Consider the following 23,658-nt stretch of genomic DNA (forward strand, 5'->3'; position numbering starts at 1 on the left):
TACCATTAAGTTAAAAAAAATTAAAGTGGTGTTTGTAGTTAGGTGGTTCTTTAACCTATTTATTTTATGCTGTCTAGTTTCGTGTAAACCATATCAAAATATAGAAAGTTATAAATATAATAGCAATGTTACCTTAAGTGGGGTTGTTAGCTCTATTCCACAAAGTAGCGAAAAAGAGTTAGAATTTACCTTTCATTCATATAATTATGGAAACCTTTTTTTAAAAGCCAGTAGGGAATACGCTCATTATTTAATTCCAGCTAATGAATTACAGTTACAGGTAAAATTATATAAACCTCATGAGTATAGTAACGTTAACTCTTTTAATTATACTCAGTATTTGGAGCATAATAATATAGTTGCTTTAGGTAAGTTGGTGCCAAATTCTGAGATAAAATTCCAAGGTACAGCTATCAGCTATTTGCCTGAACGGTTAAGATACTATTTATATAACTATTTGCAAACGGATTTACAAAACTATAAGACAAGAGAGTTGATATTAGCCTTATTGATAGGCAAAAAAGATTTTAACCAAGAGCAACAAAATTTATTTTTAGAATCTGGAACATCACACTTGATGGTTATATCTGGCTTACATATAGGTTTATTAAGTTTTATAGCTTTTGTTATAGTTAGAGTTTTCTGGTCTTTTTCACCAACTTTATGTCGTAAGATTCCAGCACAATATGTAGCTGTATCCTTTTCATTAATTATAGCTTTTATTTATAGTTTGCTTGCTGGTTTTAGTCTACCTACTCAAAGGGCTGTGGTTATGCTTTCTGTAGTAGCAATTTTATGGTTTTTTAAAAAAAGAGTTTCTATAACCAGATCACTTAGTATAGCTCTAGCTTTGATATTAATATTGGATTTTAATTCTATCCATAGTGTGAGTTTATGGCTAAGTTTTTCAGCAGTAGCATTTCTTATATTTCTTACTATTATTTTGCAGCAATATAAATCAAAGGTTTGGATAAGCTTGTTAAGTCAGAGTTATTTAGCCATTTTACTTATCCCTGTATCAGTATATTTTTTTGGCAGTTTTTCGTTAGTTTCGATTATAGCAAATATAGTTGCTATTCCATTAGTTAGCTTGTTAATCGTACCGTTATTATTTTTATGCTTGTTTTTATCAGTTATCGGCATTAAATTATGGATCATTCCTAGCTTTTTATTAGGGATTCTCAACTCATATTTGGAATTTTTAACTCATTATGTTCAGTTAATAGATTATGGTGGATATTTTTCTGCTATTAGCCTAACTATAGTCATGATTGGTTTAATTCTAGTTTTTTTGCCTATAGGTAGGCCATTACGTTTGTTAGGATTTTCATTATGTTTAGTGTTTTTTCAACCTTTTGAAAATATAGCAAAAAAACATCAAAGCATTCAGATACATATATTTGATACAAAAGAAACTATGGTTTTGTTACAAGAGCATGATATAAGTTTACTTTATACGTCAAATAAAAATTTATCTAATAACTTTTCTCTACAAACTAATTTATTAAAATATTTAGAATTACAAGCAATAGATCATTTGGACTATTTAATAATCTCAGGAGATTCTAGTCATACTATAGACCTTTTTAATCTAAAAAAGCTAGTACCAGTAAATAAAATCATTACTAACATCGTTACAGACTTGCCTGCTCAAAAATGTGAATATCAAAATAACTTTTTACTACAGCAAGTAAATGTTCAGCTTTTAGGAGATGATAGTAGTTGTTCTATTAGTTTTAAAGTTGGTAAAAATGAATTTTTAATACTAGATGATACTTCTATTAGCGTGCAACAAATGATTTATAAGTTATACAATCGTGTTATCAGTCCAAACACTATTATTTCAACAAAGATTCCTTATTCTAAGTTTATTAGTAGATTTAAACCAGAATTATTTATCTATATCTCAGATAAAAGTTTAGCTAGAGAAAATATTAGTTTATTTAGAAGTGGTAAAACTAAAATTATAGACACTTATAATAATGGAGCAGTAACAGTCAAAATTGATAAGCAAGGGAATATTTCTATAGGGAGTTTATTGAAAAATTATTAGACTGTTTTAACAAAAAGCAAAAACCCAACAAAACAATAATCTTTATATGGTACACTCTAGGTAATAAAAAGACGTGGAACTAAGAATGTTCACAAAAAAATTAACATTCACATATTTCATTTGTATCGTTTTGATTTTTAATGCTGGTTGGATAGATAGCGTAGTCTTATATAAATCCTTTGGTGCCAGTGTGGCAGCAATGACAGGTAACTATAGAATTTTAGGTCATAATATAGCAGACTACGATTGGCATTTTGCCTATGAAGTAACAGCTCTAGTGTTTGGCTTTATTATAGGGGCTGCTATAAATGGTATTATTATAAATACAGACCCTTACGTTATCTCAAAAAACCATACAAAATCTTTGGTTTTACAGAGTTTTGTTATGTTAACTGGAACTATTCTTATAGATGTTTTTATTCATCATCAAGTTATAGATGATCTTTTTCTTGCTATGGCTATGGGTATGCAAAATAGTTTTACGACCTTATTTTTTGGTAGTTTTGCACGAACGACTCATATGACTGGCACCACAACTGATTTAGGTATAGAAATAGGCAGAGCCTTAAAAGGATCAAGAAAAGACCTCTGGAAAATACCTTTCTTTTCAGTCTGTGTAATAATTTTTATTTCAGGGAACGCGGCTGGGGTTTTCTGGGTTAGGATTTTCGGAGAATATTTTACACTTATGCTTTTCCCTTCCGTATTATTACCGATTTTTGTAGGAGCTATTATCCTTTGGGTATATAGTATAAAGGTCAAGCAACATAACTCACAAATTACAGAATACGGAAGTTAATTAAATAACCATCTATCCACCTAAAGCCAGGTTTTTTAATCTTTATCTTTTATACAAGGAACTAGATTCATTTGTTTTAACTTTTCCCAAGACTCATTAGGACAATCTTTACTTTGTTGCTCTGGCATACAGTAGCCCTCCCAACCTCTATACTTTTGAGTTTTTAGGCAATTTTTAAAGTTTTTAACGCTTAAGTAAGCAGGTGTCCATGTAGCTGGATTTGAGCCAACTAGGTGACTACTTTGTGTAGGCTGACTAGCTTTTAGTATTTTAGTTCCATTGACACTTTCAGAAGTAGGCAGATAGTCCTTAGATATTTGTTTTGTAGCAATAACACTTGAATCTGACACTATGTTAATATTTGGCTGATTAATTGATGTATCTGCAAAGCTAAGAGTCGTGATAGTGATAGAAGCTAGACTCAAAAAAAATGTTTTTTTCATACATTAAATTTAGTATTTTGTTATTAGTTATATATAATATTTACTTTTTTATTAGTATTCAAGCGGTAGTTATTTACCTGAATGTCATTAAAGTATTAAGAAAGGTTATAAACTTGAGCAAATTTCTTTTCTAAATATTTTCTAAATATTGTGCAAACTTATTAAAACTATTTTCATTTTAATCCCAATGCTTCAAAGGTATTGCGTGATTATACTTTTGTTTAATCAATAATATATTCTTGAGAGTCTGAAGCTGATTTTGAATTTTTTTCATTTTTTAGTTTAGCCTGTTGTTTTCTTTCTATAGATATTGTTCTTCTTAGTAATGTATCGTATATAGGTTTTTGGTGATGTATATAGGTTAGCATAGAGGCACTAAAACAAGTGATCATAAGTGGAAGTAAAAGCTGGTAGTTCCAAGTCATTTCTATCACTAACACTATTCCTGTTAGCGGGGCTCCTACTGTTGCGGTAAATAAAGCGCTCATTCCTGCAACAGCAAAAACACCAGCATCTATATTATATTGTGGAAAAAAGGTGTTTACACTCATTCCATAAGCAAGTCCAAATATAGTTCCTAGAGCGATCATAGGTGCAAAAATCCCACCAGTAACTCCCGTACCATAAGAAAAAATTACTCCAATAAATCTTAGAGCAAATAATAGCAATAATATTTTCACTGGCAAGTTGTAATCTAGAGCATCTGCAATAACTATATATCCACCACCAACAGCATTTGGTGAAATTACAACACCGGCACCGAAAATTACACAGACACAAATTACCAAAGTCCAATACCTTTTACGCGAACCACCAGAAAAAAAATCAGCAACTTTTATGAGGATTTTATTAAATAATAACCCAAAGTAGCCAAAAAATATCCCTAAGATCATAAATAGCCAAAGGGTATCTTGGGGAACACTAGAAAAAGTCTCAATTCTAATAGCTGGTGGGTTACCCACGATAGATCTAGAAACAATAATACTTGCGATACATGCTATTAGTACACATTTTATAGCAGATACACTAAACCTAAATTTTCTATTCATCTCTTCAATTACAAAGATTATTCCAGATAGTGGTGTATTAAAAGCAGCAGCTAAGCCAGCCCCAGCACCAGCAGATACGACAGCATTGGCATATTTTTGCGTTAGTTTAAATTTATCTACAAAAACCTGGGCAATAGCTGCAGCAATATGTATAGAGGGTCCTTCTTTACCAACACTTAAACCTGATCCTAAAGATAATAAGCCGCTAAGAAATTTCACTGGAGCGACTCTTTTTCTGAGTTTACGACAACCTTTTAACGCTCCTTCAACTTCTTGTATACCACTACCCCCCGCTTCGGTAGCGAATTTTCTAATCAAGTATAAAGATAATATTACCATGGCTGTAGTGATTACTATTGAAACGGCAATTTGTAAATAGATATTGGCACCACAATAGCCAAATAGCATTTTTTTGAAATTAGCTATAAGGTTAAGTAGTAGCTCAAATGATGTTGCAACTAGTCCAATTATGATTCCCAAGAGTCCACCAGACAACACTAACACCCAAATATGTCTGTTATTTGTATAATATCTATCTAGTACTTTATTGCTCATAAGCTTTAAAACTAACTAGGTTGCACTTATAACAAATTATACATTTAAAAAAATATTTAAAAAGTAAAAATTTAAATTAATAGAAATTAAATTTTTAAGTTATATTTTTTGTGCTCTGGTTTGCTAAGTCAGCAGATTTTTGTTTATCTCCCAACATACCGAAGCGTATTTTAACTTCCGTGCTACGCGTATCAATGTCTTTTAGAGTTACGGAGATATCTTCAGAACTATCTTTGCCATTGATAGAAGCAGTAGTTTGTGAATACGATTGGCCATTTAAAGAGTATAAGCTGTTTGTTTGGAAGGTCTTAATCGTTGCATTATATACAGAGCGGATATCTTTGGGTATTTCAATTACATAATTGCCATTTATGTAGTATACGGTACCACCTGCTATCGCAGCAGAACCAACTAATATTGCTGCTAGTACACAGCTGTTAAGAGCAGTTGTTATTATAAAACCGAGTATTATTAGTTTAAATTTTTTTAACATTGTATATATACGCCAACATTAGTAAGGATATTAAGCTTTAGACTTATTTACGTTAGCTTGGATTTGATCCATTAGTGTAGAAGACATTGCCTGATCACCAAAAGTACCAAATTTAATAGTTACTTTAGACACATTGGCATTTAATTTTTCAATTTTAATGTAAAAATTATCGCTCTCTATTTTAGTGGCGCCATCAATTTCAGCAGTGTCATTATCTAGGTTCAAATCTTTAGAGACAAGTACAAAATCATTATTATCATTTATAGTTTTTAGCGCTGATTTGTAGACATCTTTATAATAACCCTCAATATTCATAGAGTATTTCCCTTCTACATATGCTACAGTGCCTCCACCAGCTGTGACAGCCGCCAATATACAGCTACTTAGTGTTAGTGTAAATATACATGCAAAGAAAGTAGAAAAACTTTTTTTAAGGTATACCATATACGCCCTTACTTTACATTTATTTAGCATTTTTCTGAATTTGATCCATTAACGTAGAAGACATTGCTTGATCACCAAAGGTACCAAATTTGATAGTAACCTTTGAAGCGTTATCAGTAATTTTATCTATTTGAACATAGAAGTCAGTAGAATCAGTTTTTGTGCTACCTTTTATCATTGCTTGTGTAGCAGTAATTGTTTTTGCAGTTATTACAAGGTCATTATTGTTTTGGATTGCTTCTAGCGCAGCATTATAAATTTTTGTAATACTTCCTTCCAGATTCATAGAATATTTTCCGTCAACGTAAGCAATTGTGCCAGCACCTGCAGCTGCGCCTAATAGCAGAACACAGCTATTTAGTAATAAAAATGATACACATAATAGTCCAACAGTAATTATCTTTTTAGCCTTCATAAGCTCTCCTAGTATTATAATAATGAATTAAAGTATCACTACCTTTTGACTTACGGTAGCCACACTTAGTTATAGCATATATTGTATTAGTTAACAAACAAAATTTGTTTTTGAGTTTATTGAGTAAGAGAAGATGATAAACATGATGCTCAAACGTTATTAATGTAGGATATGAAATAAATTATTTGTCTAGCTAAAAACACATTTTGGTTATATTATAATCATGATTTTTTAGGCTATTTATTTACAGGAATGTAACATCATATGAAAGAAAATAAAATTGGGCTTATAGGTTTAACAGCTATAGGGGTTGGGACTATGATTGGTTCAGGCTGGCTATTTAGTTCTTTTTACGCTGCTAAGATTGCAGGTCCAGCCGCCTACATTGCTTGGATAATTACTTCAATTATAATTTTAGTGTTAGGTTTAAGCCTTGCGGAGATTTCTTTTAACTACCCTAAAAGGGGGTTAATGGCTAGGCTTCTAGTCATTAGTCACAACAAAGATTTTGCTTTTATTTGCACTATAGCAACTTGGTTGGGACTAACAGCTGTGATAGCTACTGAGGCTGAAGGTAGTATTCAATATTTAGCTTCGCTGTCTGATACTGTGTCTACTTACTTATTTAATCCAGGTCATGGCTCTCTGACCCCTATAGGTCTTGGCCTAGCAGCTATAATTATATTTTTGTTTGGCTTAGTTAACTTTTGGGGTGTGAAGATACTTTCAAGTAGTAACGTTATTTTAACTACTATGAAGGTATTGATACCATTTATAACAGCTGTATCAATTATGGTGATCAGTTTTCACAGTAGTAACTTTACATCTGTGGGTGGTAATTATGCACCTTATGGGACATCATCAATATTTTCCGCTATGATTGGTGCTGGTATGGTTTATTCTTTTAATGGCTTTCAGAATATAGCATCTTTCTGTTCAGAGGCAAAAGACCCTAAAAGAGATATCGTTCTAGCAATGGTATTTTCAGTACTGATTACATTGGTTGTTTATCTTATGCTTCAAACAGCTTTTATCGGAGCTCTTACAACAAATGATCTGCGTTATGGTTGGTCAGGGTTGGACTTCACGAGTCCTTTTGTGCAGTTGACTATGATGTTGAACTTAAATCTTATGACTATAGTGTTATATGTAGATGCAGTTATTTCACCTGCTGGGACTGGTATGATTTATACAGGTTCAACTACAAGAATGCTTACAGCTATGTCACAAGATCGCCAAGCACCTAAATTCTTTGATAAGATAACAAAATATAATTTTAGTAGACGCTCTCTTTATGCTACCGTTAGTTTGGCTATACTTTTTCTACTATTGTTTAGATCATGGTCGTCTTTAGTTTCATTTTTGTCATTATTTTACGTAATTTCGTATATGTCGATACCAATATGTTTAGGAAAGCTAAGAATTAATGGAATTAAAAGTAGATTTGCCATTCCTTTTGCAAGCATAGTTTTACCAACTATGTTTGTATTTTTATCAATCCTTTTTACATTTTCAAAGTTTCCTAACACAGGATATGTTGTTGTGTTTGTGTTATCTTTATATATGCTGTATGTGGTCAAGCAGGCATCTCTTGATCAGGGTTTTTTCCCTATTTTTAAAAGATCTTTCCCTTTAATTCTTCATGTGGTTGTATTAGCCATACTATCTAGTTTATCTCCAAGCTACTATGGAGGGTTTGACATTTTAAATATATCAACATTCTATTTGTTAATAATCGTCTGGTCGTTACTGCTGTATTTCTATGTTGTACATATATATATTAGTGTTCCAGAAAGTATCATTGAATGACTTCTTATAATATTATTCAGTCAAAAAATCCAATTTAAACATTGACCTAAGCATCAAAGACATTATTAATTCCACAGTCTTACTCATATCTACAACTTAAAGTTAATGATTTTATTTAGGCAATTAATACGATTATTTAGATTTTCTATGTCTATATTATTAGAATCAAAAATATAGTTCAGAAAAGTTTGAAAATTTGGGGATTTAATTGTTCCTGACATTGAAATAAACTTTATAAGGCCCCTCATTATAAATGTCATACCAGAACTATTATTAACATTAATACTTCCACTATACTGGGTATAATCACTACCTTTATTAGCAAATAATTGAATTTCTTTAATTATTTGAGTAATAGCATCTTCAGGTAAAGTTGTACTATTTACAATAGACTCTGTTGATATTGAATTAATTTGCTCGCAGAAGCATTTAACTCGTTTATGACCACTATTTCCATGGCGATGAAAAATTCCATGATAAAAAGATTGTTCATAATTATTTAAATAATGAGCTAGCGTCTGAAATAAAATATTCTGTAGAAGAATAAACTCTTCTTGATATTCAGTCAATCCATCAATACTAGTATATGTTCTCACTACATTATCAAATTGCATATATTTTTTCTTAAAATCACGTGATGGTTCATCTTCAACTGAACCACTATAATTATGAACAACTCTTTTTATATCTGGATACTCTTCTCCATATCTAAATCTTCCTCTAAGCACAAGTCCAAGATTAGAAGATCTTGCCATAGAACTAATGTCCTTCATCAAAAAGTGATTTTTGCTTACTTTTGTATATGGTCCATATGTTACCATTTTATCTATGCTATAAATAACGCATGTATTTTTGAATCCTTTATGGTGTAACTCATCCATTAACCTTTGTGCAAATTCTATTGATTCGCATGCTATCATTTTAATAGTAATATGAGTTTTTTTATGATTGGGAATACCATTTGATAACAAATTAGCTATTTGATAACAATAAACACGACCATATGCATATTGATCCTCATTAGGGTATTTAATAATTTGTGATAAATATGTGTTTATTTTGTTTCCGTGACCATTTAAATAAATTACACTATTGGGTTGTATACATTGAAGCTCTTTTAATACTGCGTTATTAGCAAATTCAATATTACTTAGAGTCTTATGTATTCGCCAATCATTAGATGGAAGATCATCATTTTCCGCATATAAATAGTTTATACGAACAAAGGGTATATCCTTATCAAATAATGCTTTTCTAGGTCTATTATCATACATCCTTATCTTATACTCTCTATCCAGGCTTTTATCCTTTTGAACAAAATAACTTTTACAGTGTTGACCATATAAAATGAATGATTGCTCCGCTGCAAATGATATGTATAATGCTTTACGATATTTTGACATTTATAATTATAAATTGCTAATTGCTAATTGCTAATTGCTAATTGATAGCAAAGTATAGTGTTTATATTTTTATATTCAAGACTGTTGAATTAATATCCCAAACTTTGATTAGATTCTGTAAAATATAGATATCGAAGATATTTGTATTTTAGTAATTATGGATTTTTTCTTTTTAGGTATAGAAGAGTCATTAGGTAAGGATAATAAGTTTGTAAAATTAAATAAACTTTTCTTTTAGACTTTAATTACTTCAGAAAGGCTTTAAAAGGTATATATGTTCAAGATAGTAATAATCGAGGCAGACCGAGTTACGATAGCGTGATGATGTTTAAGTTGTTGTTACTTGGCCAATGTATAGCCTAAGTGACAGAGAGCTATCCGATAGTTTAAGACTGCGTTTAGATTTTTTATATTTCACAGGTTTTACTCCTACAGGTGATTTACCAGATTATAGTAGTATCTGTAAATTTAGAAACCTACTAATTCGTAAGAACAAGCTACCAATATTGCTAGATAATTTGAATCAACAGCTGACAGATTTAGGTTTAAATATAACTCATGCTAAAGGAGCAATAATAGATGCTACTCTTGTTGAATCCGCTGGTAGGCCTGAAAAATATATAGATAACCCACCAGAATCTTTAGTCTTGTAATTTAATAAGCAAAATAAAAAATAACATTTTTCGGCTCATAGGAACAGAACTTCTTAAAGAAAGGGTTGTATGCGGGTTGAATTTTATACCACCTAATTTATTAAGTTTAAAAAAATTTTTCTGAGTTGCAAATGAATTTTTTCATAAACAAATATGTTTGCCTAAAAAACCGTAAAAAACTTTAAAAATTTTAGAAAAAGCTCTTGCGTTGAGAGAGGGAGGTGTGTATTATATGTCTTCACTGGCTGACGGGTGATGTTAGCGGTAGAGAGGGTTTAGGCCTGGAAGATATTTAAGAGATATATTATATACAAACACTTTGTTGATAAATTTGAGTTTAGTAATTGAGTCAAGAAATAGATTAAACTGAAGAGTTTGATCCTGGCTCAGATTGAACGCTGGTGGTATGCTTAACACATGCAAGTCGAACGGTAGCAGGTCTTCGGATGCTGACGAGTGGCGGACGGGTGAGTAACGCGTAGGAATTTACCCATTTGAGGGGGATACCAGTTGGAAACGACTGTTAATACCGCATAATATCTGAGGATTAAAGGTGGCAACTTGTTGCTGTCGCGAATGGATGAGCCTGCGTTGGATTAGCTAGTTGGTAGGGTAAGGGCCTACCAAGGCGACGATCCATAGCTGATTTGAGAGGATGATCAGCCACATTGGGACTGAGACACGGCCCAAACTCCTACGGGAGGCAGCAGTGGGGAATATTGGACAATGGAGGAAACTCTGATCCAGCAATACCATGTGTGTGAAGAAGGCCTTAGGGTTGTAAAGCACTTTAGTTAGGGAGGAAGGTCTGTTAGTTAATAGCTAATGGAATTGACGTTACCTGAAGAATAAGCACCGGCTAACTCCGTGCCAGCAGCCGCGGTAATACGGGGGGTGCAAGCGTTAATCGGAATTACTGGGCGTAAAGGGTCTGTAGGTGGTTTGATAAGTCAGATGTGAAAGCCCAGGGCTCAACCTTGGAACTGCATTTGATACTGTCAAACTAGAGTATGGTAGAGGAATGGGGAATTTCTGGTGTAGCGGTGAAATGCGTAGAGATCAGAAGGAACACCGATGGCGAAGGCAACATTCTGGACTAATACTGACACTGAGGGACGAAAGCGTGGGGATCAAACAGGATTAGATACCCTGGTAGTCCACGCTGTAAACGATGAGTACTAGCTGTTAGGTTCGGTGTAAAGGGCCTAGTGGCGTAGCTAACGCGATAAGTACTCCGCCTGGGGACTACGGCCGCAAGGCTAAAACTCAAAGGAATTGACGGGGACCCGCACAAGCGGTGGAGCATGTGGTTTAATTCGATGCAACGCGAAGAACCTTACCTGGTCTTGACATCCACAGAACTTTTCAGAGATGAATTGGTGCCTTCGGGAACTGTGTGACAGGTGCTGCACGGCTGTCGTCAGCTCGTGTTGTGAAATGTTGGGTTAAGTCCCGCAACGAGCGCAACCCCTATTGATAGTTACCATCATTAAGTTGGGTACTCTATTGAGACTGCCGCTGACAAGGCGGAGGAAGGTGGGGACGACGTCAAGTCATCATGGCCCTTACGACCAGGGCTACACACGTGCTACAATGGGTATTACAGAGGGCTGCCAAACCGCGAGGTGGAGCGAAACTCAGAAAGGTACTCTTAGTCCGGATTGTTCTCTGCAACTCGAGAGCATGAAGTCGGAATCGCTAGTAATCGCGAATCAGAATGTCGCGGTGAATACGTTCCCGGGTCTTGTACACACCGCCCGTCACACCATGGGAGTGGGTTGCTCCAGAAGTAGATAGCTTAACGAATGGGCGTTTACCACGGAGTGATTCATGACTAGGGTGAAGTCGTAACAAGGTAGCCGTAGGGGAACCTGCGGCTGGATCACCTCCTTAAAGGAAATACGAAAAGAATAATAAGAATAGAGCTTAATTGCTAATTCAGATAAATTGATAGAGTGTTTGTAGATAATAGATTTTAGTGTAAATAAGATACGGGTCTGTAGCTCAGTTGGTTAGAGCGCACCCCTGATAAGGGTGAGGTCGGTAGTTCAAGTCTACTCAGACCCACCATTTTTTTGGGGCCATAGCTCAGCTGGGAGAGCACCTGCTTTGCACGCAGGGGGTCAGCGGTTCGATCCCGCTTGGCTCCACCATTATTTTATTTGCATGAAGATAGAGATATTTAACAATTTAGTATAGAGATAGACTTAAGAAAATAAGTGCAAGCGGTGGATGCCTTGGCATTCAGAGGCGAAGAAGGACGTGTTAGTCTGCGATAAGTCTGGGGTAGCTGACAAATAAGCATTGATCCCGGAATTTCCGAATGGGGGAACCCAACTAGAGTAGTCTAGTTACTTTATCTGATATAAGATAGAGAGCGAACGAGGGGAACTGAAACATCTAAGTACCCTTAGGAAGAGAAATCAATTGAGATTCCCATAGTAGTGGCGAGCGAAGTGGGAAGAGCCTGGTATGATATAGTCTTAATTATAGTAGAACAAGTTGGGAAGCTTGACGATAGAGGGTGATAGTCCCGTATACGAAATGATTAAGATGGAACTAAGCATACGAACAAGTAGGGCGAGGCACGAGAAACCTTGTTTGAACATGGGGGGACCATCCTCCAAGGCTAAATACTCCTGAATGACCGATAGTGAACTAGTACCGTGAGGGAAAGGTGAAAAGAACCCTTATAAAGGGAGTGAAATAGAATCTGAAACCGCTTGCATACAAGCAGTAGGAGCATGATTTAGTCATGTGACTGCGTACCTTTTGTATAATGGGTCAGCGAGTTACTTTTAGTGGCGAGGATAACTGAATAAGGGATCCGTAGCGAAAGCGAGTTTTAATAGAGCGCCTAGTCGCTAGGAGTAGACCCGAAACCGGCGCGATCTATCCATGGCCAGGTTGAAGGTTAGGTAATACTAACTGGAGGACCGAACCCGGTACTGTTGCAAAAGTATGGGATGAGCTGTGGATCGGAGTGAAAGGCTAATCAAGCACGGAGATAGCTGGTTCTCCCCGAAAACTATTTAGGTAGTGCCTCGTGAATTGACTGATTGGGGTAAAGCACTGTTTCGACTAGGGGGCTTTTACGAGCTTACCGACTCGATGCAAACTCAGAATACGATCAAGTTTTATCACGGGAGACACACGGCGGGTGCTAAGGTCCGTCGTGGAAAGGGAAACAGCCCAGACCGCCAACTAAGGTCCCTAAGTCATAGCTAAGTGGGAAACGAAGTGGGAAGGCCCAGACAGCCAGGAGGTTGGCTTAGAAGCAGCCATCCTTTAAAGAAAGCGTAATAGCTCACTGGTCGAGTCGGCCTGCACGTAAGATTTAACGGGGCTAAGCTATGCACCGAAGTTGCGGAATATATTTAATATATTGGTAGGGGAGCGTTCTGTAAGCCGATGAAGGTGAATTGAGAAGTTTGCTGGAGGTATCAGAAGTGCGAATGCTGACATGAGTAACGTAAAATAAGTGAGATTCTTATTGGCCGAAAACCCAAGGATTCCTACGCAATGTTAATCAACGTAGGGTAAGCCGGCCCCTAAGGCGTAGCTGAAGAGTGAAGTCGATGGGAAACAGGTTAATATTCCTGTGCTGCTTATATGAACGAAGGAGGGACGGAGAAGGCTAGGTAGGCTTGGCGCATGGTTGTCCAAGTGAAAGTAGGTAGGTAGAGGTGCTAGGCAAATCCGGCATCTTGATAATCTGAGATACGAGACGAAGCCGAATTTATTTGGCGAAGCTACTAATGCCCTGCTTCCAGGAAAAGCTTCTAAGTATATTGTATAAGTAACCGTACTGTAAACCGACACTGGTGGGTAGGTAGAGAATACTAAGGCTATGAGAGAACTCTGGTGAAGGAACTAGGCAAAATGACACCGTAACTTTGGAAGAAGGTGTGCCCTTAATGGTGAAGTACTTGCTACGTAAGCTGTTGAGGGTTGCAAATACCAGGTGGCTGCGACTGTTTATCAAAAACACAGCACTCTGCGAACTCGAGAGAGGAAGTATAGGGTGTGACGCCTGCCCGGTGCTGGAAGGTTAATTGAAGGGGTTAGCTTAGGCGAAGCTCTGGATCGAAGCCCCAGTAAACGGCGGCCGTAACTATAACGGTCCTAAGGTAGCGAAATTCCTTGTCGGGTAAGTTCCGACCTGCACGAATGGCGTAACGATGGCCACACTGTCTCCACCAGAGACTCAGTGAAATTGAAATCGCTGTGAAGATGCAGCGTACCCGCGGTTAGACGGAAAGACCCCGTGAACCTTTACTATAGCTTTGCACTGGACTTTGATCATTTATGTGTAGGATAGGTGGGAGACTAAGAAGCATGGTCGCTAGATCATGTGGAGTCGACCTTGAAATACCACCCTTGAATTATTGAAGTTCTAACTCAGCCGGAAGGCGAGGACAGTGTATGGTGGGTAGTTTGACTGGGGCGGTCTCCTCCTAAAGAGTAACGGAGGAGTACGAAGGTGCACTCGGTATGGTCGGAAATCATACCAAGAGTATAAAGGCAAAAGTGCGCTTGACTGCGAGAGTGACGGCTCGAGCAGGTACGAAAGTAGGTCTTAGTGATCCGGTGGTTCTGTATGGAAAGGCCATCGCTCAACGGATAAAAGGTACTCCGGGGATAACAGGCTGATTCCTCCCAAGAGTTCATATCGACGGAGGAGTTTGGCACCTCGATGTCGGCTCATCACATCCTGGGGCTGAAGCAGGTCCCAAGGGTATGGCTGTTCGCCATTTAAAGTGGTACGCGAGCTGGGTTCAGAACGTCGTGAGACAGTTCGGTCCCTATCTGCCGTGGGCGTTAGAGATTTGAGAAGAGTTGCTCCTAGTACGAGAGGACCGGAGTGAACGAACCACTGGTGTTCCGGTTGTTTCGCCAGAAGCATTGCCGGGTAGCTACGTTCGGACGGGATAACCGCTGAAAGCATCTAAGCGGGAAGCCTCCTTCAAGATTAGATCTCTCTAGCTATAAGCTAGTAAGGAACGTTGGAGACTACGACGTTGATAGGCTGGGTGTGTAAGTGCAGTAATGTATGTAGCTTACCAGTACTAATGATCCGAGAGACTTAAGTCTATTTCTATGCTGAATTGTTAAATATCTTTATATACCAAAACTCAAGTTTTGGCGATGATAGCTTGTAGGAACCACCTGATCCCTTTCCGAACTCAGAAGTGAAACTACAACACGCCGATGATAGTCTGGCAGTTGCCCAGGTGAAAGTAGGTAGTCGCCATCTTTTTTAAATACCGCAACTTTTTATCTCGATTACTTGATAGATGCGTTAATTATTTTTAAGCATTTACCGTAAGTAAGTTCGTTTTCTTGTTTTAGTTTATTGTTTTGATCATAAACTTGAAATACTACTTTCTTATTTTGTTTAAAATCTAGCATTTCTCTACAGAAAAAGTTATCCAACCTATCAAAAATCAATTCTTGATTTGGGTCAGTATTTTTAAAAATATAGGTTTGTTGCTTTTGATCATCCATTATTCTTTCAAGACTTAATACATCACTTATCTTTTGTGGCAAGTTTTGATTTAGCAAATAATTATCAAGTTTTGAAAGAAAAGTTTTATCTCTCAAATTGCTATTATTATTTATATCCGTAATAATAACTGTAGCTGCAAAAGCAATACAGTATATTATGATTATGAAACTTACAAGTCCTAATATGCTGTAAATTCTGGATAAAATCCTCCAGATAAGTAAGCCTTTATGTTTTTTACACGCATTCAATATTGATATAAAAATCAACAGATGGAATATCCAAATTATAATAGAGTAGAAAAATAAATATATTAACCAAGCACCTGGACTTTTTATAAATATAGAAGCTGTATAAACTGCAAGTGTACCAACCAAAAATAACAATATGTTAGGTAGCCAAAAAGTTTTGGCTAGCGATAGATCTCCTTTGTAGAGTCTTACAAATATATTCTTCTTTTTTAATTCATCCATCATTTTATTCTCCTATTTTTTCCTTAGAGGAAGTCTTATAGATTTTAAGTTGCTTTTAAATTATGTTTTTAAAGCTTGCCGCAATAAGCCTTGAGTATGATCTACACCAGTAAATCAAATCAATCCTCCAACCACTCAACCTCTAAATCATTATCCTTAAAATATTTCTCTAACTCCTCATAAGTATCAAACCACTCATCTGCGTCAGAACCATTCTGTGGTAAAGTCTTGTATAAAGATAATAAATATCCTCCACTAACTTTTGAATCATCAAATATTTTAATAAAATACAGCTTATAATCACCTTTTAATATTTTTCCTAATAGTTCTATTTTAATAAGATGTGTGTTAGATTCTTCATTCATTTGATTTATAGAATCAGAAAAAATTTCATATATCTCAGGTTCTGAGCACGTATCTATTTTTTCCCAAAAGCTCTCACCTAAATTATTCTTTTCCCAGCTTATCCAGCTTCTATGTCTCATTATATACCCAACAGAACCATTAATATCAAAAAACTCAATATCCCAATATTTTGAAACCCTTGGATCAACAATTTCATAATTTATTGCTTTATCATAACCAATAGAACCAGTTCCATCTGGATACATTTCAGCAAAATAATATTTTAAAGAGCCACTTGAATATTCTAATCCATGTACTATTAAGTCGACAGGATCATTCTCTAGACATCTTTTTTCATTATACTTAGTTTTAACTATCATTTACTAATCCTCAGCGTGATTTTTAAATTTAAAATCATATCTTTTACCAGTTACAGGGTCTTTAATATAATGAATTGTAGTTTTAGTACCATTACTAAAATTTCTAGTATATCTTAGCTTCTGCATACCCTTGTACTTAGCATCACTCAAACCTTCTTTAGGTGTTGCATTTAACGTATATTTGCCAGATTCAGCTTCCTCCATAGTTAATTTATCTCTCAAACTCTTTGGCTCTCTACTAATCAACTTGCCTTTGGAGTCATATTCTATACCCTTAACAGCCTTAGCCACATCAGCCTGTCCAGCAAGGTTGCGTTCTTCCATTGCTGCTGTAGTCGATGACTCAAGTAATCCGCCTGCTTTACTAGCAGCATACCTAGCTGCTCTTAGCTCTGTAGCTCCATAGGTCAATCCCAAAGCAGTCCCAACAGCCCAACCCGCCTTGTGGGCAAAGCCTTGAGTATGTTCCGTATTAACAAACCCAGCTGACATCCCATTTACCATACCAGACGCGAAATCATTTAGACCATGAAAGAAACCACTAAACGAAAATAATCCTGTAGGGTCTGTATATAATAACGGATTATTATTTGCATATGCATATCTATTAAAACTAAATAGATCACCTACAGTTGGCTCAGCTGGATCATAAGCCATAAATCTACCAAAATCAGGAGCATAGTATCTAGCATTCATATTCACTAGATTCATATTCTTAACCGTTTCTTTTCCTGTAAAACCTATATGGTCCTCATCTTGAGTAATCTGACTTTTCTCTAATCCATATGGTCGATAAATTTGCCTCCATTCTGTATCCCCATTTAAAGTACTAGCAATTGGAGAACCTAATGGATTTGTTGTTATATAGTGGTAAGATACATTTTTCAAATCACCCTGGTCATGTCTAGCTTCAACAGCAAGCTTATCATTAAGATATATATAATCAGTTACTTGCTGAGTGGTTTTATTTGGATCTAACTTATAAAGCAATCTTCCTGATTCATCGTAATATGTGATAACAGGTTTTTTACCATCCTCAGTAGTAGATATAACATGACCATGTGGATCATACACAAACTCAATTTCATGATCTTTATTTTTAAAACTAATCAGATGATTTGCAGCATCATAAACATAAGTGTCTTGACCTTTTTTTATAACATTCCCGTTAGTGTCATAATCTAGTTTCTGAGTGCCTTTTTTTGTATTAGATGTAACAAAACTTAGTAGGTTCTTACCATCATAAACATAGCTATGAGCACCATCATTAGTGGTTGTAAGGGAGGTTATATTGTTTAAATTATCATAGCTATAGCTTGCCTGTCCCCATGGACCACTTGCTTGAATTAACCGATTATTACCATCATATGAAAATGATTCATTATTAGATGAACTTAAGCCATCTATAATACTTATAACGTTGTTTTCACCATCATAAGTATAGCTACTATTGATACTGGTTGTTTTAATATCAGTAACACGATTCATATTATCGTAGGCTATAGACAAACTAAAATTTGCCCCAGCATAAGAGGTGATATTATTAGCAGAATTATAAGTAATGCCTGTAATAATATTACTTGACGAGCTTGTAATAGATTGTGACCTTCCAAGCCCATTAGGATTATAATTAATAACTAACCTATCAGGGTAAGTAATAGATTTAATATGACCATAGTTATCATAGATGTAAGAGATACTTTTTTGGGAAGTACCATCAGGATATGAATATTTCAGGCTTGATGTTAACAGATGATTTAGTGCATCGTAAGTATTGTTTATTTGGTTATCTTCACCTAAACTCTTAGAAATAACATTATTATTAGCGTCGTAGCCATATGTAACTGTTGGGGATGCAGGAATCCCATTTGAGGATGAGTAATTCACTTGGATAATATTACCACTACCATCATATGTAAAGTTTGTTAACGTTGAGCCTGCGATTTGTTCAGTTCTACGCTGTCCATTAGAATAATATGAATAACTTGTAGTGCCAAGCTCTGGGTCGTTTTGGGACATTAACCAATTTAAATGAGTAGAATCTGTGTAGTTATAATTTCTATTTTCTTCACCTTGAGATAAAGATAGAAGTCTACCTTCATTATCATAAAGAGCAGTATTACTTATAGATTGCCTAGTTTTACTTAATAAAATTGGTTCGCCAAAACCTTGTCTATAACTGTATGTGGTTGTTCCATTTGGACTAGTAACTTTTTTTACTGCATTTCCATTACTTCCAGTATATTGAGCGGTCCATGTGTAACTAGCAAAAGAGTTCAATGCTCCAAGAAGCCCTAAAGTAGCCAAAAATATTTTTTTTATATATTTCATTTCGCTACCCCTTAAAATGAACTAGTATCTTTAATTAATTGAATTGGTCTACCCAATATGTCATAAGTGTAAATATCTCCAGTTGAGCACTGGTTTATTGATAAACACGGGTAACTAGTAAATACTTTATTATTAACGATATCGTATTTATAAACTTGTGCAATTGAACCAGATGAATTCCTAACACTTGAGGTTGTATTTATCACTTTACCAAAACCGTCATAGTTTATTACCGTAGCAACTTGACCTTGATACTTAGTGACAGTTAAACCATTATTACTATAAGCATAGCTAATAGAATAACCTGTTGGAGGAGTGATTAAAGTTGGACGGCCACTTATATCATAATAATATTTAGTTGTGTTACCTTCTGGATCTGTTTTGCTTAATACAAGCCCTCTATAATCATAACTATAAACTGTTTTACCACCCTTAGGGTCAATTACAACTGTAGGCTTACCATATTGATAACCTTGATATTTTGTAGTGTTACCATTAGCGTCCATTGAAGTTGCTAAATTACCGTTAGAATCATAAGAGTATTTTGTTTCTACACCATCGTTAGTACTAGATATCAAGTATCCTTCACTATCATATTGGTTTATAATAGTATGCAAAACTTTACCGCTATCATCAGTTACTTGTATCTTTTCAGGCTTAACCATATGCCCATGAGTAGCTGAAGCTTGAAGTTCCAAATATGTAGTTTTAGTAACCCTAATTTGTCCATCTGAAGCAGTTTCAGTAATCGTTTGAGGATACAAATATGCATTAAAATCAGCAAACTTTTTAGAAATAGTAACTCCATCTTGCGTAATTGTTTGCTCTATTAAATATGGTGTTGCATTTGCTGTATAATTCCATGTATTTACTTCATCGTATACAACACTACCACTTTTATCGAGTTTTTTATGTTCTTTATATGTACCGTTTCCAGGATCTGCAGAAATGGTATAGTGTTTTGGGTAACCTAAATATTTATCTACACTACCATTCATATGTGTAATAGCGTTGTTAGTATAACTGGAATCTACTGAAAAAGACTCTCTAAGAGATTGAGTCAGGTTTGCTCCAGAATAATTAACATAAGGAAACTGATGTTTTGATGTTAGGCTCCCATATGTATACGTGATTCCATTAACATCTGTTATATGAGAAAAATCAAACTTAATTTGTCTGCCATCTGGATACTTGACATTTTGTAAGAAACCATTTCCTGAATTACGACCAAATGTCCAAACCCTACCTTGATTATCTGATATTTTAGTATAATAAACCGCTGTACATTTATAAAATTGCTGTCCACGAGCATGCTCCTCATAGACCCGCGTTGAACTTATATTAAAGCTAACCTCGTAACCATTAGAAAGGCTTATTTTAGTTACATATAAACCAGTTAAACCTAAACCATAATCACACAATTTTTCACTTGTATGAGGTTCAATCATGTATTTAGCATTACTATATGAAAACGTTACTTTAGATTTTTTATGTGGACTATAAATATAGCCTTCATATCCATGGAAAGCATCACCTGTATATAAAACTCCATCGCTTGAGTAAATAGAAGATACTCCACTGCCATTTACAGTCCCATGAAAATGAGTGTTTGAGACAGCACTACCTCCATTTGCCCCTGAAGATAAAGTATTAACACCTCCATTTACATCTCTGACAAAACCAATTAAATTTTTATTTCCTAACCCAATTGTAATAATTAAAGGAACAGAGAGTTGACCATTATTACTAATATACGCACTATAATTAAAATTTAAGCCATCATCTAAAGAAGTGCTAATTATAGGTATTTCTTTAGTAAAATCACCAGTTTCTGGTTGATAGCTCATTATTTGAGTATTGTTCGTTGCAGGAAAAGATAAGTTATTATCACTACCTGATTTAAGTTTTTGAGCGGCAAAGACTACAGAAAATAAACCAAAATACAAAACAAAAAAATTTTTCATATATGTTAAAACTCTATGTTTATTAATTATCATTAAATCATAACATAATAAAAAATTATATTTCACTAAAAAATTTAAACTTTTGTGTTTTGCTTACAATAATATTACATCTATATTTAATGGTCGTTAGATTGTAGTCTGAGAGTTTACTAAATAATTGAAATGGAGCCCTGAGTGTAGTTTATTAGGTTTTATCGGTAAAGTTTTGCTTCAATTCTATTTATACTATATTATTTTTACTAATTTAATTTAAAACCTGGTTATTAATGTTTTCTAGATCTTTCGGTAGCGCTTTATTGATAATAGGCACAACTATTGGTGCAGGCATGCTTTCTTTGCCTTTAGTTGTAGCATCATGTGGGTTTATGGTAGCTATTATTTTGCTAGTTATGTCATGGAGTGTGATGTATATCACAGCTATAAGATTATTGAATGTTTGTGCAAAATATCCGTTAGGTGTAAATTTTACAACTATGATGCAATCAAAAGTGCCTAAAGTATATCAGATATCTTTCAGTGTAATATATTTGCTTTTATTGTATTCTTTGATGTCAGCCTATACCACGCAAGGTGCTGAGTTGGTTAATTATGCTTATACTGCTATAGCACCTACAAAAAATAATGTATTTTTACCTGCTTTAATTTTTATTCTGATTTTTAGTTCATTTATGTATAGTTATAGGATCTCAGATTATACAAATAGATTTTTTGTTTTTCTAAAATTTATCTTCTTTATTTTGGCTATAGCTATTATGTTGCTATATATAAATCCAGTTTATTTAAATAGTATGCCTTTATCTTTATTAGCAATAGTTTTTGCATGGCCCACATTGCTACCATCATTTGGATTTCATAATGTTATACCAGTACTTTATGAATATCAGCAGGCAGATATAAAGAGTATCCGTAAAAGTATATTTATTGGGAGTATAAGTGTATTAGCGATTTATATAGTCTGGTTGCTTTTAGCTTTGGCATTGATTCCTCAACAAGGTTTGCATAGCTATCAAACATTGTTTTTATCAGGAAACAATACACCAAGCGGCTTTGTAGAACAAATTAAAACAATTTCAAACTCAAACTTGTTAGAGCTAGGTTTAAATATATTTATTCATATTGCAATTATTACCTCTTTTATTGGAGTTGGTATTTCACTAATACACTATATGAAAGATTTATTTATAAAAAACGGAAAAAACATAAGTAACTTGGGTTTAAGTTTAATTTGTTTTGTGCCACCCCTTATATTTACAGTTTTTTATCCTAAAGGTTTTATACTAGCTTTGCAGTATGCAGCTATATTTGCAGTAATAATATTTGTTTATACGCCGATATTCCTTAGTAGAAGCATAGATTCAAAAACGATGTCTTTAAATTTTTACGCTATAGCGCTAGGTAGTGCTGTAATTATATGTCAAATAGTTAATTTATACTTTGATATTAACCCTTTTTAAAGTTTCTAAATTAGAAATGATAATTTGCTGCTTAAGGTATATAATATAAGGCTAGGATTTTTAATTATAATTTTGGAAATATGAGATTTGTAGATGAAGTAACCATTAAGGTTCAAGCTGGTAAAGGTGGGAACGGTTGTGTAAGCTTCCGTAGAGAAAAATATGTACCTAGGGGTGGCCCTGATGGTGGTGATGGAGGTCATGGAGGTAGCATTTATCTAAAGGCTGATGAAAATGCAAATACTTTAATTGACTATCGCTATAGACGTGAGCATCAAGCAGAAAATGGTAGGCCTGGAGAGGGCAGAAATTGTTATGGAAAGGCTGGGGAAGATTTATACTTGGTCGTTCCTGTTGGTACAAGCGTATTTGATGTTGAAACAGATGAAAAGATCGGTGAAGTACTAAGCCATGGGGAAACTCTAAAATTAGCATCAGGTGGCAAAAGAGGTATAGGAAATACCCATTTTAAAAGTAGCACAAACCAAGCTCCAAGAAAATTCACTTTGGGAGAGGAAGGAGAGTATAAAGAAGTCCGATTGGAATTAAATTTGTTAGCAGATGTTGCACTTTTGGGTTTACCAAATGCAGGTAAATCTACTTTAATTCGTTCTGTATCTCAAGCAACTCCAAAAGTGGCTGATTATCCTTTTACAACGATGTATCCACATTTGGGAGTTGTTCAAGTAGGCATAGACAGCTTTGTAATGGCAGATATCCCAGGTGTGATTGAAGGTGCTGCTGAAGGTGCTGGTTTAGGTTTGAGATTTTTAAAGCATCTTACACGTGCTAGGTGTGTATTACATGTGGTGGACATTTATCCGTTTGATAATTCTAATCCAGTAGAGAACTATTTTGCGGTTGAAAAAGAGCTCAAAAAATACAGCAAAGAACTTTATGATAAACCAAGGTTTTTGGTAATCAATAAAATAGATCTTTTAGCGGATGAAGTTGATTTTAAATGTGAAGAGTTTGTTAAGCAAATAGGATATAGCGGGAAGTATTATAAGATATCAGCTGTAATGAGAGAAAAAACAGAAGAGTTAATAAAAAGCTTAAATGAGTTTCTAAGAAAGCAGGGTTAATAAT

Annotated in this window: 15 protein-coding genes, 2 tRNA genes, 3 rRNA genes and 1 pseudogene; 11 read left to right on the forward strand and 10 right to left on the reverse strand. The window is 34.8% G+C overall.

All coding sequences use genetic code 11. The features are described 5' to 3' along the window. Window positions 1-25 precede the first annotated feature (25 nt). Window positions 26-2,053: a ComEC/Rec2 family competence protein gene (locus FRA_RS00170; RefSeq protein ID WP_321174124.1), complete on the forward strand. Its 2,028-nt coding sequence runs from the start codon at window positions 26-28 to the stop codon at window positions 2,051-2,053. 85 nt (window positions 2,054-2,138) lie between these two features. After that, window positions 2,139-2,852 (forward strand): YoaK family protein, encoded by a 714-nt coding sequence (locus FRA_RS00175; protein WP_035720609.1) that lies wholly within the window; start codon window positions 2,139-2,141, stop codon window positions 2,850-2,852. Between the two features lie 35 nt (window positions 2,853-2,887). Here the strand turns inward: FRA_RS00175 and FRA_RS00180 are convergent, their stop codons facing one another. The 5 genes from FRA_RS00180 to FRA_RS00200 form a co-directional block, all read right to left on the reverse strand. Next, complete coding sequence (locus FRA_RS00180; protein WP_051686784.1) at window positions 2,888-3,295, reverse strand: hypothetical protein; 408 nt, start codon at window positions 3,293-3,295, stop codon at window positions 2,888-2,890. A gap of 221 nt (window positions 3,296-3,516) precedes the next feature. Beyond that, window positions 3,517-4,899, reverse strand: coding sequence for a H(+)/Cl(-) exchange transporter ClcA (gene clcA, locus FRA_RS00185; protein WP_035720610.1), 1,383 nt, complete (start codon window positions 4,897-4,899; stop codon window positions 3,517-3,519). 94 nt (window positions 4,900-4,993) lie between these two features. Continuing rightward, entirely contained in the window at window positions 4,994-5,392 is a 399-nt protein-coding gene (locus FRA_RS00190; protein ID WP_035720611.1) for a DUF3568 family protein, read from the reverse strand. A 30-nt stretch (window positions 5,393-5,422) separates the two neighbouring features. Beyond that, window positions 5,423-5,836 (reverse strand): DUF3568 domain-containing protein, encoded by a 414-nt coding sequence (locus tag FRA_RS00195; RefSeq protein ID WP_035720619.1) that lies wholly within the window; start codon window positions 5,834-5,836, stop codon window positions 5,423-5,425. A 19-nt stretch (window positions 5,837-5,855) separates the two neighbouring features. Then, window positions 5,856-6,251, reverse strand: coding sequence for a DUF3568 family protein (locus FRA_RS00200; protein ID WP_035720612.1), 396 nt, complete (start codon window positions 6,249-6,251; stop codon window positions 5,856-5,858). A gap of 264 nt (window positions 6,252-6,515) precedes the next feature. Between FRA_RS00200 and FRA_RS00205 the strand changes: the two genes are divergently transcribed. After that, on the forward strand, window positions 6,516-8,060 hold the full coding sequence (locus tag FRA_RS00205; protein WP_051686785.1) for an APC family permease: 1,545 nt from the start codon (window positions 6,516-6,518) through the stop codon (window positions 8,058-8,060). Between the two features lie 89 nt (window positions 8,061-8,149). Here the strand turns inward: FRA_RS00205 and FRA_RS00210 are convergent, their stop codons facing one another. Then, entirely contained in the window at window positions 8,150-9,463 is a 1,314-nt protein-coding gene (locus FRA_RS00210) for a hypothetical protein (protein ID WP_035720613.1), read from the reverse strand. A gap of 270 nt (window positions 9,464-9,733) precedes the next feature. On the opposite strand from FRA_RS00210, the pseudogene FRA_RS00215 reads away from it, so the two are divergent. From FRA_RS00215 to rrf, 6 genes and pseudogenes are all read left to right on the forward strand, one after another. After that, a pseudogene (locus FRA_RS00215) lies at window positions 9,734-10,116 on the forward strand (transposase). A 363-nt stretch (window positions 10,117-10,479) separates the two neighbouring features. Then, window positions 10,480-12,009 (forward strand): 16S ribosomal RNA (locus tag FRA_RS00220). Window positions 12,010-12,109: 100 nt separating this feature from the next. Further along, window positions 12,110-12,186 (forward strand) — tRNA-Ile (locus FRA_RS00225). A gap of 7 nt (window positions 12,187-12,193) precedes the next feature. Beyond that, window positions 12,194-12,269, forward strand: a tRNA-Ala gene (locus FRA_RS00230). Window positions 12,270-12,321: 52 nt separating this feature from the next. Then, a 23S ribosomal RNA gene (locus FRA_RS00235) occupies window positions 12,322-15,210 on the forward strand. Between the two features lie 47 nt (window positions 15,211-15,257). Next, a 5S ribosomal RNA gene (rrf, locus tag FRA_RS00240) occupies window positions 15,258-15,373 on the forward strand. Together the 16S, 23S and 5S rRNA genes with 2 tRNA genes alongside form the textbook arrangement of a ribosomal RNA operon. A 29-nt stretch (window positions 15,374-15,402) precedes the next feature. On the opposite strand, the gene FRA_RS00245 is transcribed toward rrf, so the two are convergent. From FRA_RS00245 to FRA_RS00260, 4 genes are all read right to left on the reverse strand, one after another. Then, the gene (locus FRA_RS00245; protein ID WP_035720624.1) at window positions 15,403-16,098 is read right to left on the reverse strand and encodes a hypothetical protein; all 696 of its coding nucleotides are present in this window, start codon (window positions 16,096-16,098) and stop codon (window positions 15,403-15,405) included. Between the two features lie 116 nt (window positions 16,099-16,214). After that, the gene (locus tag FRA_RS00250; RefSeq protein ID WP_035720625.1) at window positions 16,215-16,820 is read right to left on the reverse strand and encodes a hypothetical protein; all 606 of its coding nucleotides are present in this window, start codon (window positions 16,818-16,820) and stop codon (window positions 16,215-16,217) included. Window positions 16,821-16,823: 3 nt separating this feature from the next. Beyond that, entirely contained in the window at window positions 16,824-19,151 is a 2,328-nt protein-coding gene (locus tag FRA_RS00255; RefSeq protein WP_035720627.1) for an RHS repeat domain-containing protein, read from the reverse strand. Between the two features lie 11 nt (window positions 19,152-19,162). Continuing rightward, window positions 19,163-21,115 (reverse strand): RHS repeat domain-containing protein, encoded by a 1,953-nt coding sequence (locus FRA_RS00260; protein WP_162173594.1) that lies wholly within the window; start codon window positions 21,113-21,115, stop codon window positions 19,163-19,165. Window positions 21,116-21,381: 266 nt separating this feature from the next. Here FRA_RS00260 and FRA_RS00265 point away from each other — a divergent pair, with 266 nt between their 5' ends. Then, window positions 21,382-22,569 (forward strand): amino acid permease, encoded by a 1,188-nt coding sequence (locus tag FRA_RS00265; protein ID WP_035720631.1) that lies wholly within the window; start codon window positions 21,382-21,384, stop codon window positions 22,567-22,569. Between the two features lie 80 nt (window positions 22,570-22,649). After that, window positions 22,650-23,654, forward strand: a complete 1,005-nt coding sequence (gene cgtA / locus FRA_RS00270; protein WP_035720632.1) for an Obg family GTPase CgtA — start codon at window positions 22,650-22,652, stop codon at window positions 23,652-23,654. The last annotated feature ends 4 nt before the right edge of the window (window positions 23,655-23,658 follow it).

Origin of the sequence: Allofrancisella heilbronnii (genome assembly GCF_000710735.2) — a bacterium.
GTDB classification, from domain to species: Bacteria; Pseudomonadota; Gammaproteobacteria; order Francisellales; family Francisellaceae; genus Francisella; species Francisella frigidaquae.

Coding starts and splice junctions, on each gene's coding strand:
- FRA_RS00200 (WP_035720612.1), bottom strand. CDS start 6,251: ATGAAGGCTAAAAAGATAATTACTGTTGGACTATTATGTGTATCATTT.
- FRA_RS00250 (WP_035720625.1), bottom strand. CDS start 16,820: ATGATAGTTAAAACTAAGTATAATGAAAAAAGATGTCTAGAGAATGAT.
- FRA_RS00255 (WP_035720627.1), bottom strand. CDS start 19,151: ATGAAATATATAAAAAAAATATTTTTGGCTACTTTAGGGCTTCTTGGA.
- FRA_RS00260 (WP_162173594.1), bottom strand. CDS start 21,115: ATGAAAAATTTTTTTGTTTTGTATTTTGGTTTATTTTCTGTAGTCTTT.
- FRA_RS00190 (WP_035720611.1), bottom strand. CDS start 5,392: ATGTTAAAAAAATTTAAACTAATAATACTCGGTTTTATAATAACAACT.
- clcA (WP_035720610.1), bottom strand. CDS start 4,899: ATGAGCAATAAAGTACTAGATAGATATTATACAAATAACAGACATATT.
- FRA_RS00195 (WP_035720619.1), bottom strand. CDS start 5,836: ATGGTATACCTTAAAAAAAGTTTTTCTACTTTCTTTGCATGTATATTT.
- cgtA (WP_035720632.1), top strand. CDS start 22,650: ATGAGATTTGTAGATGAAGTAACCATTAAGGTTCAAGCTGGTAAAGGT.
- FRA_RS00265 (WP_035720631.1), top strand. CDS start 21,382: ATGTTTTCTAGATCTTTCGGTAGCGCTTTATTGATAATAGGCACAACT.
- FRA_RS00245 (WP_035720624.1), bottom strand. CDS start 16,098: ATGATGGATGAATTAAAAAAGAAGAATATATTTGTAAGACTCTACAAA.
- FRA_RS00210 (WP_035720613.1), bottom strand. CDS start 9,463: ATGTCAAAATATCGTAAAGCATTATACATATCATTTGCAGCGGAGCAA.
- FRA_RS00175 (WP_035720609.1), top strand. CDS start 2,139: ATGTTCACAAAAAAATTAACATTCACATATTTCATTTGTATCGTTTTG.
- FRA_RS00180 (WP_051686784.1), bottom strand. CDS start 3,295: ATGAAAAAAACATTTTTTTTGAGTCTAGCTTCTATCACTATCACGACT.
- FRA_RS00205 (WP_051686785.1), top strand. CDS start 6,516: ATGAAAGAAAATAAAATTGGGCTTATAGGTTTAACAGCTATAGGGGTT.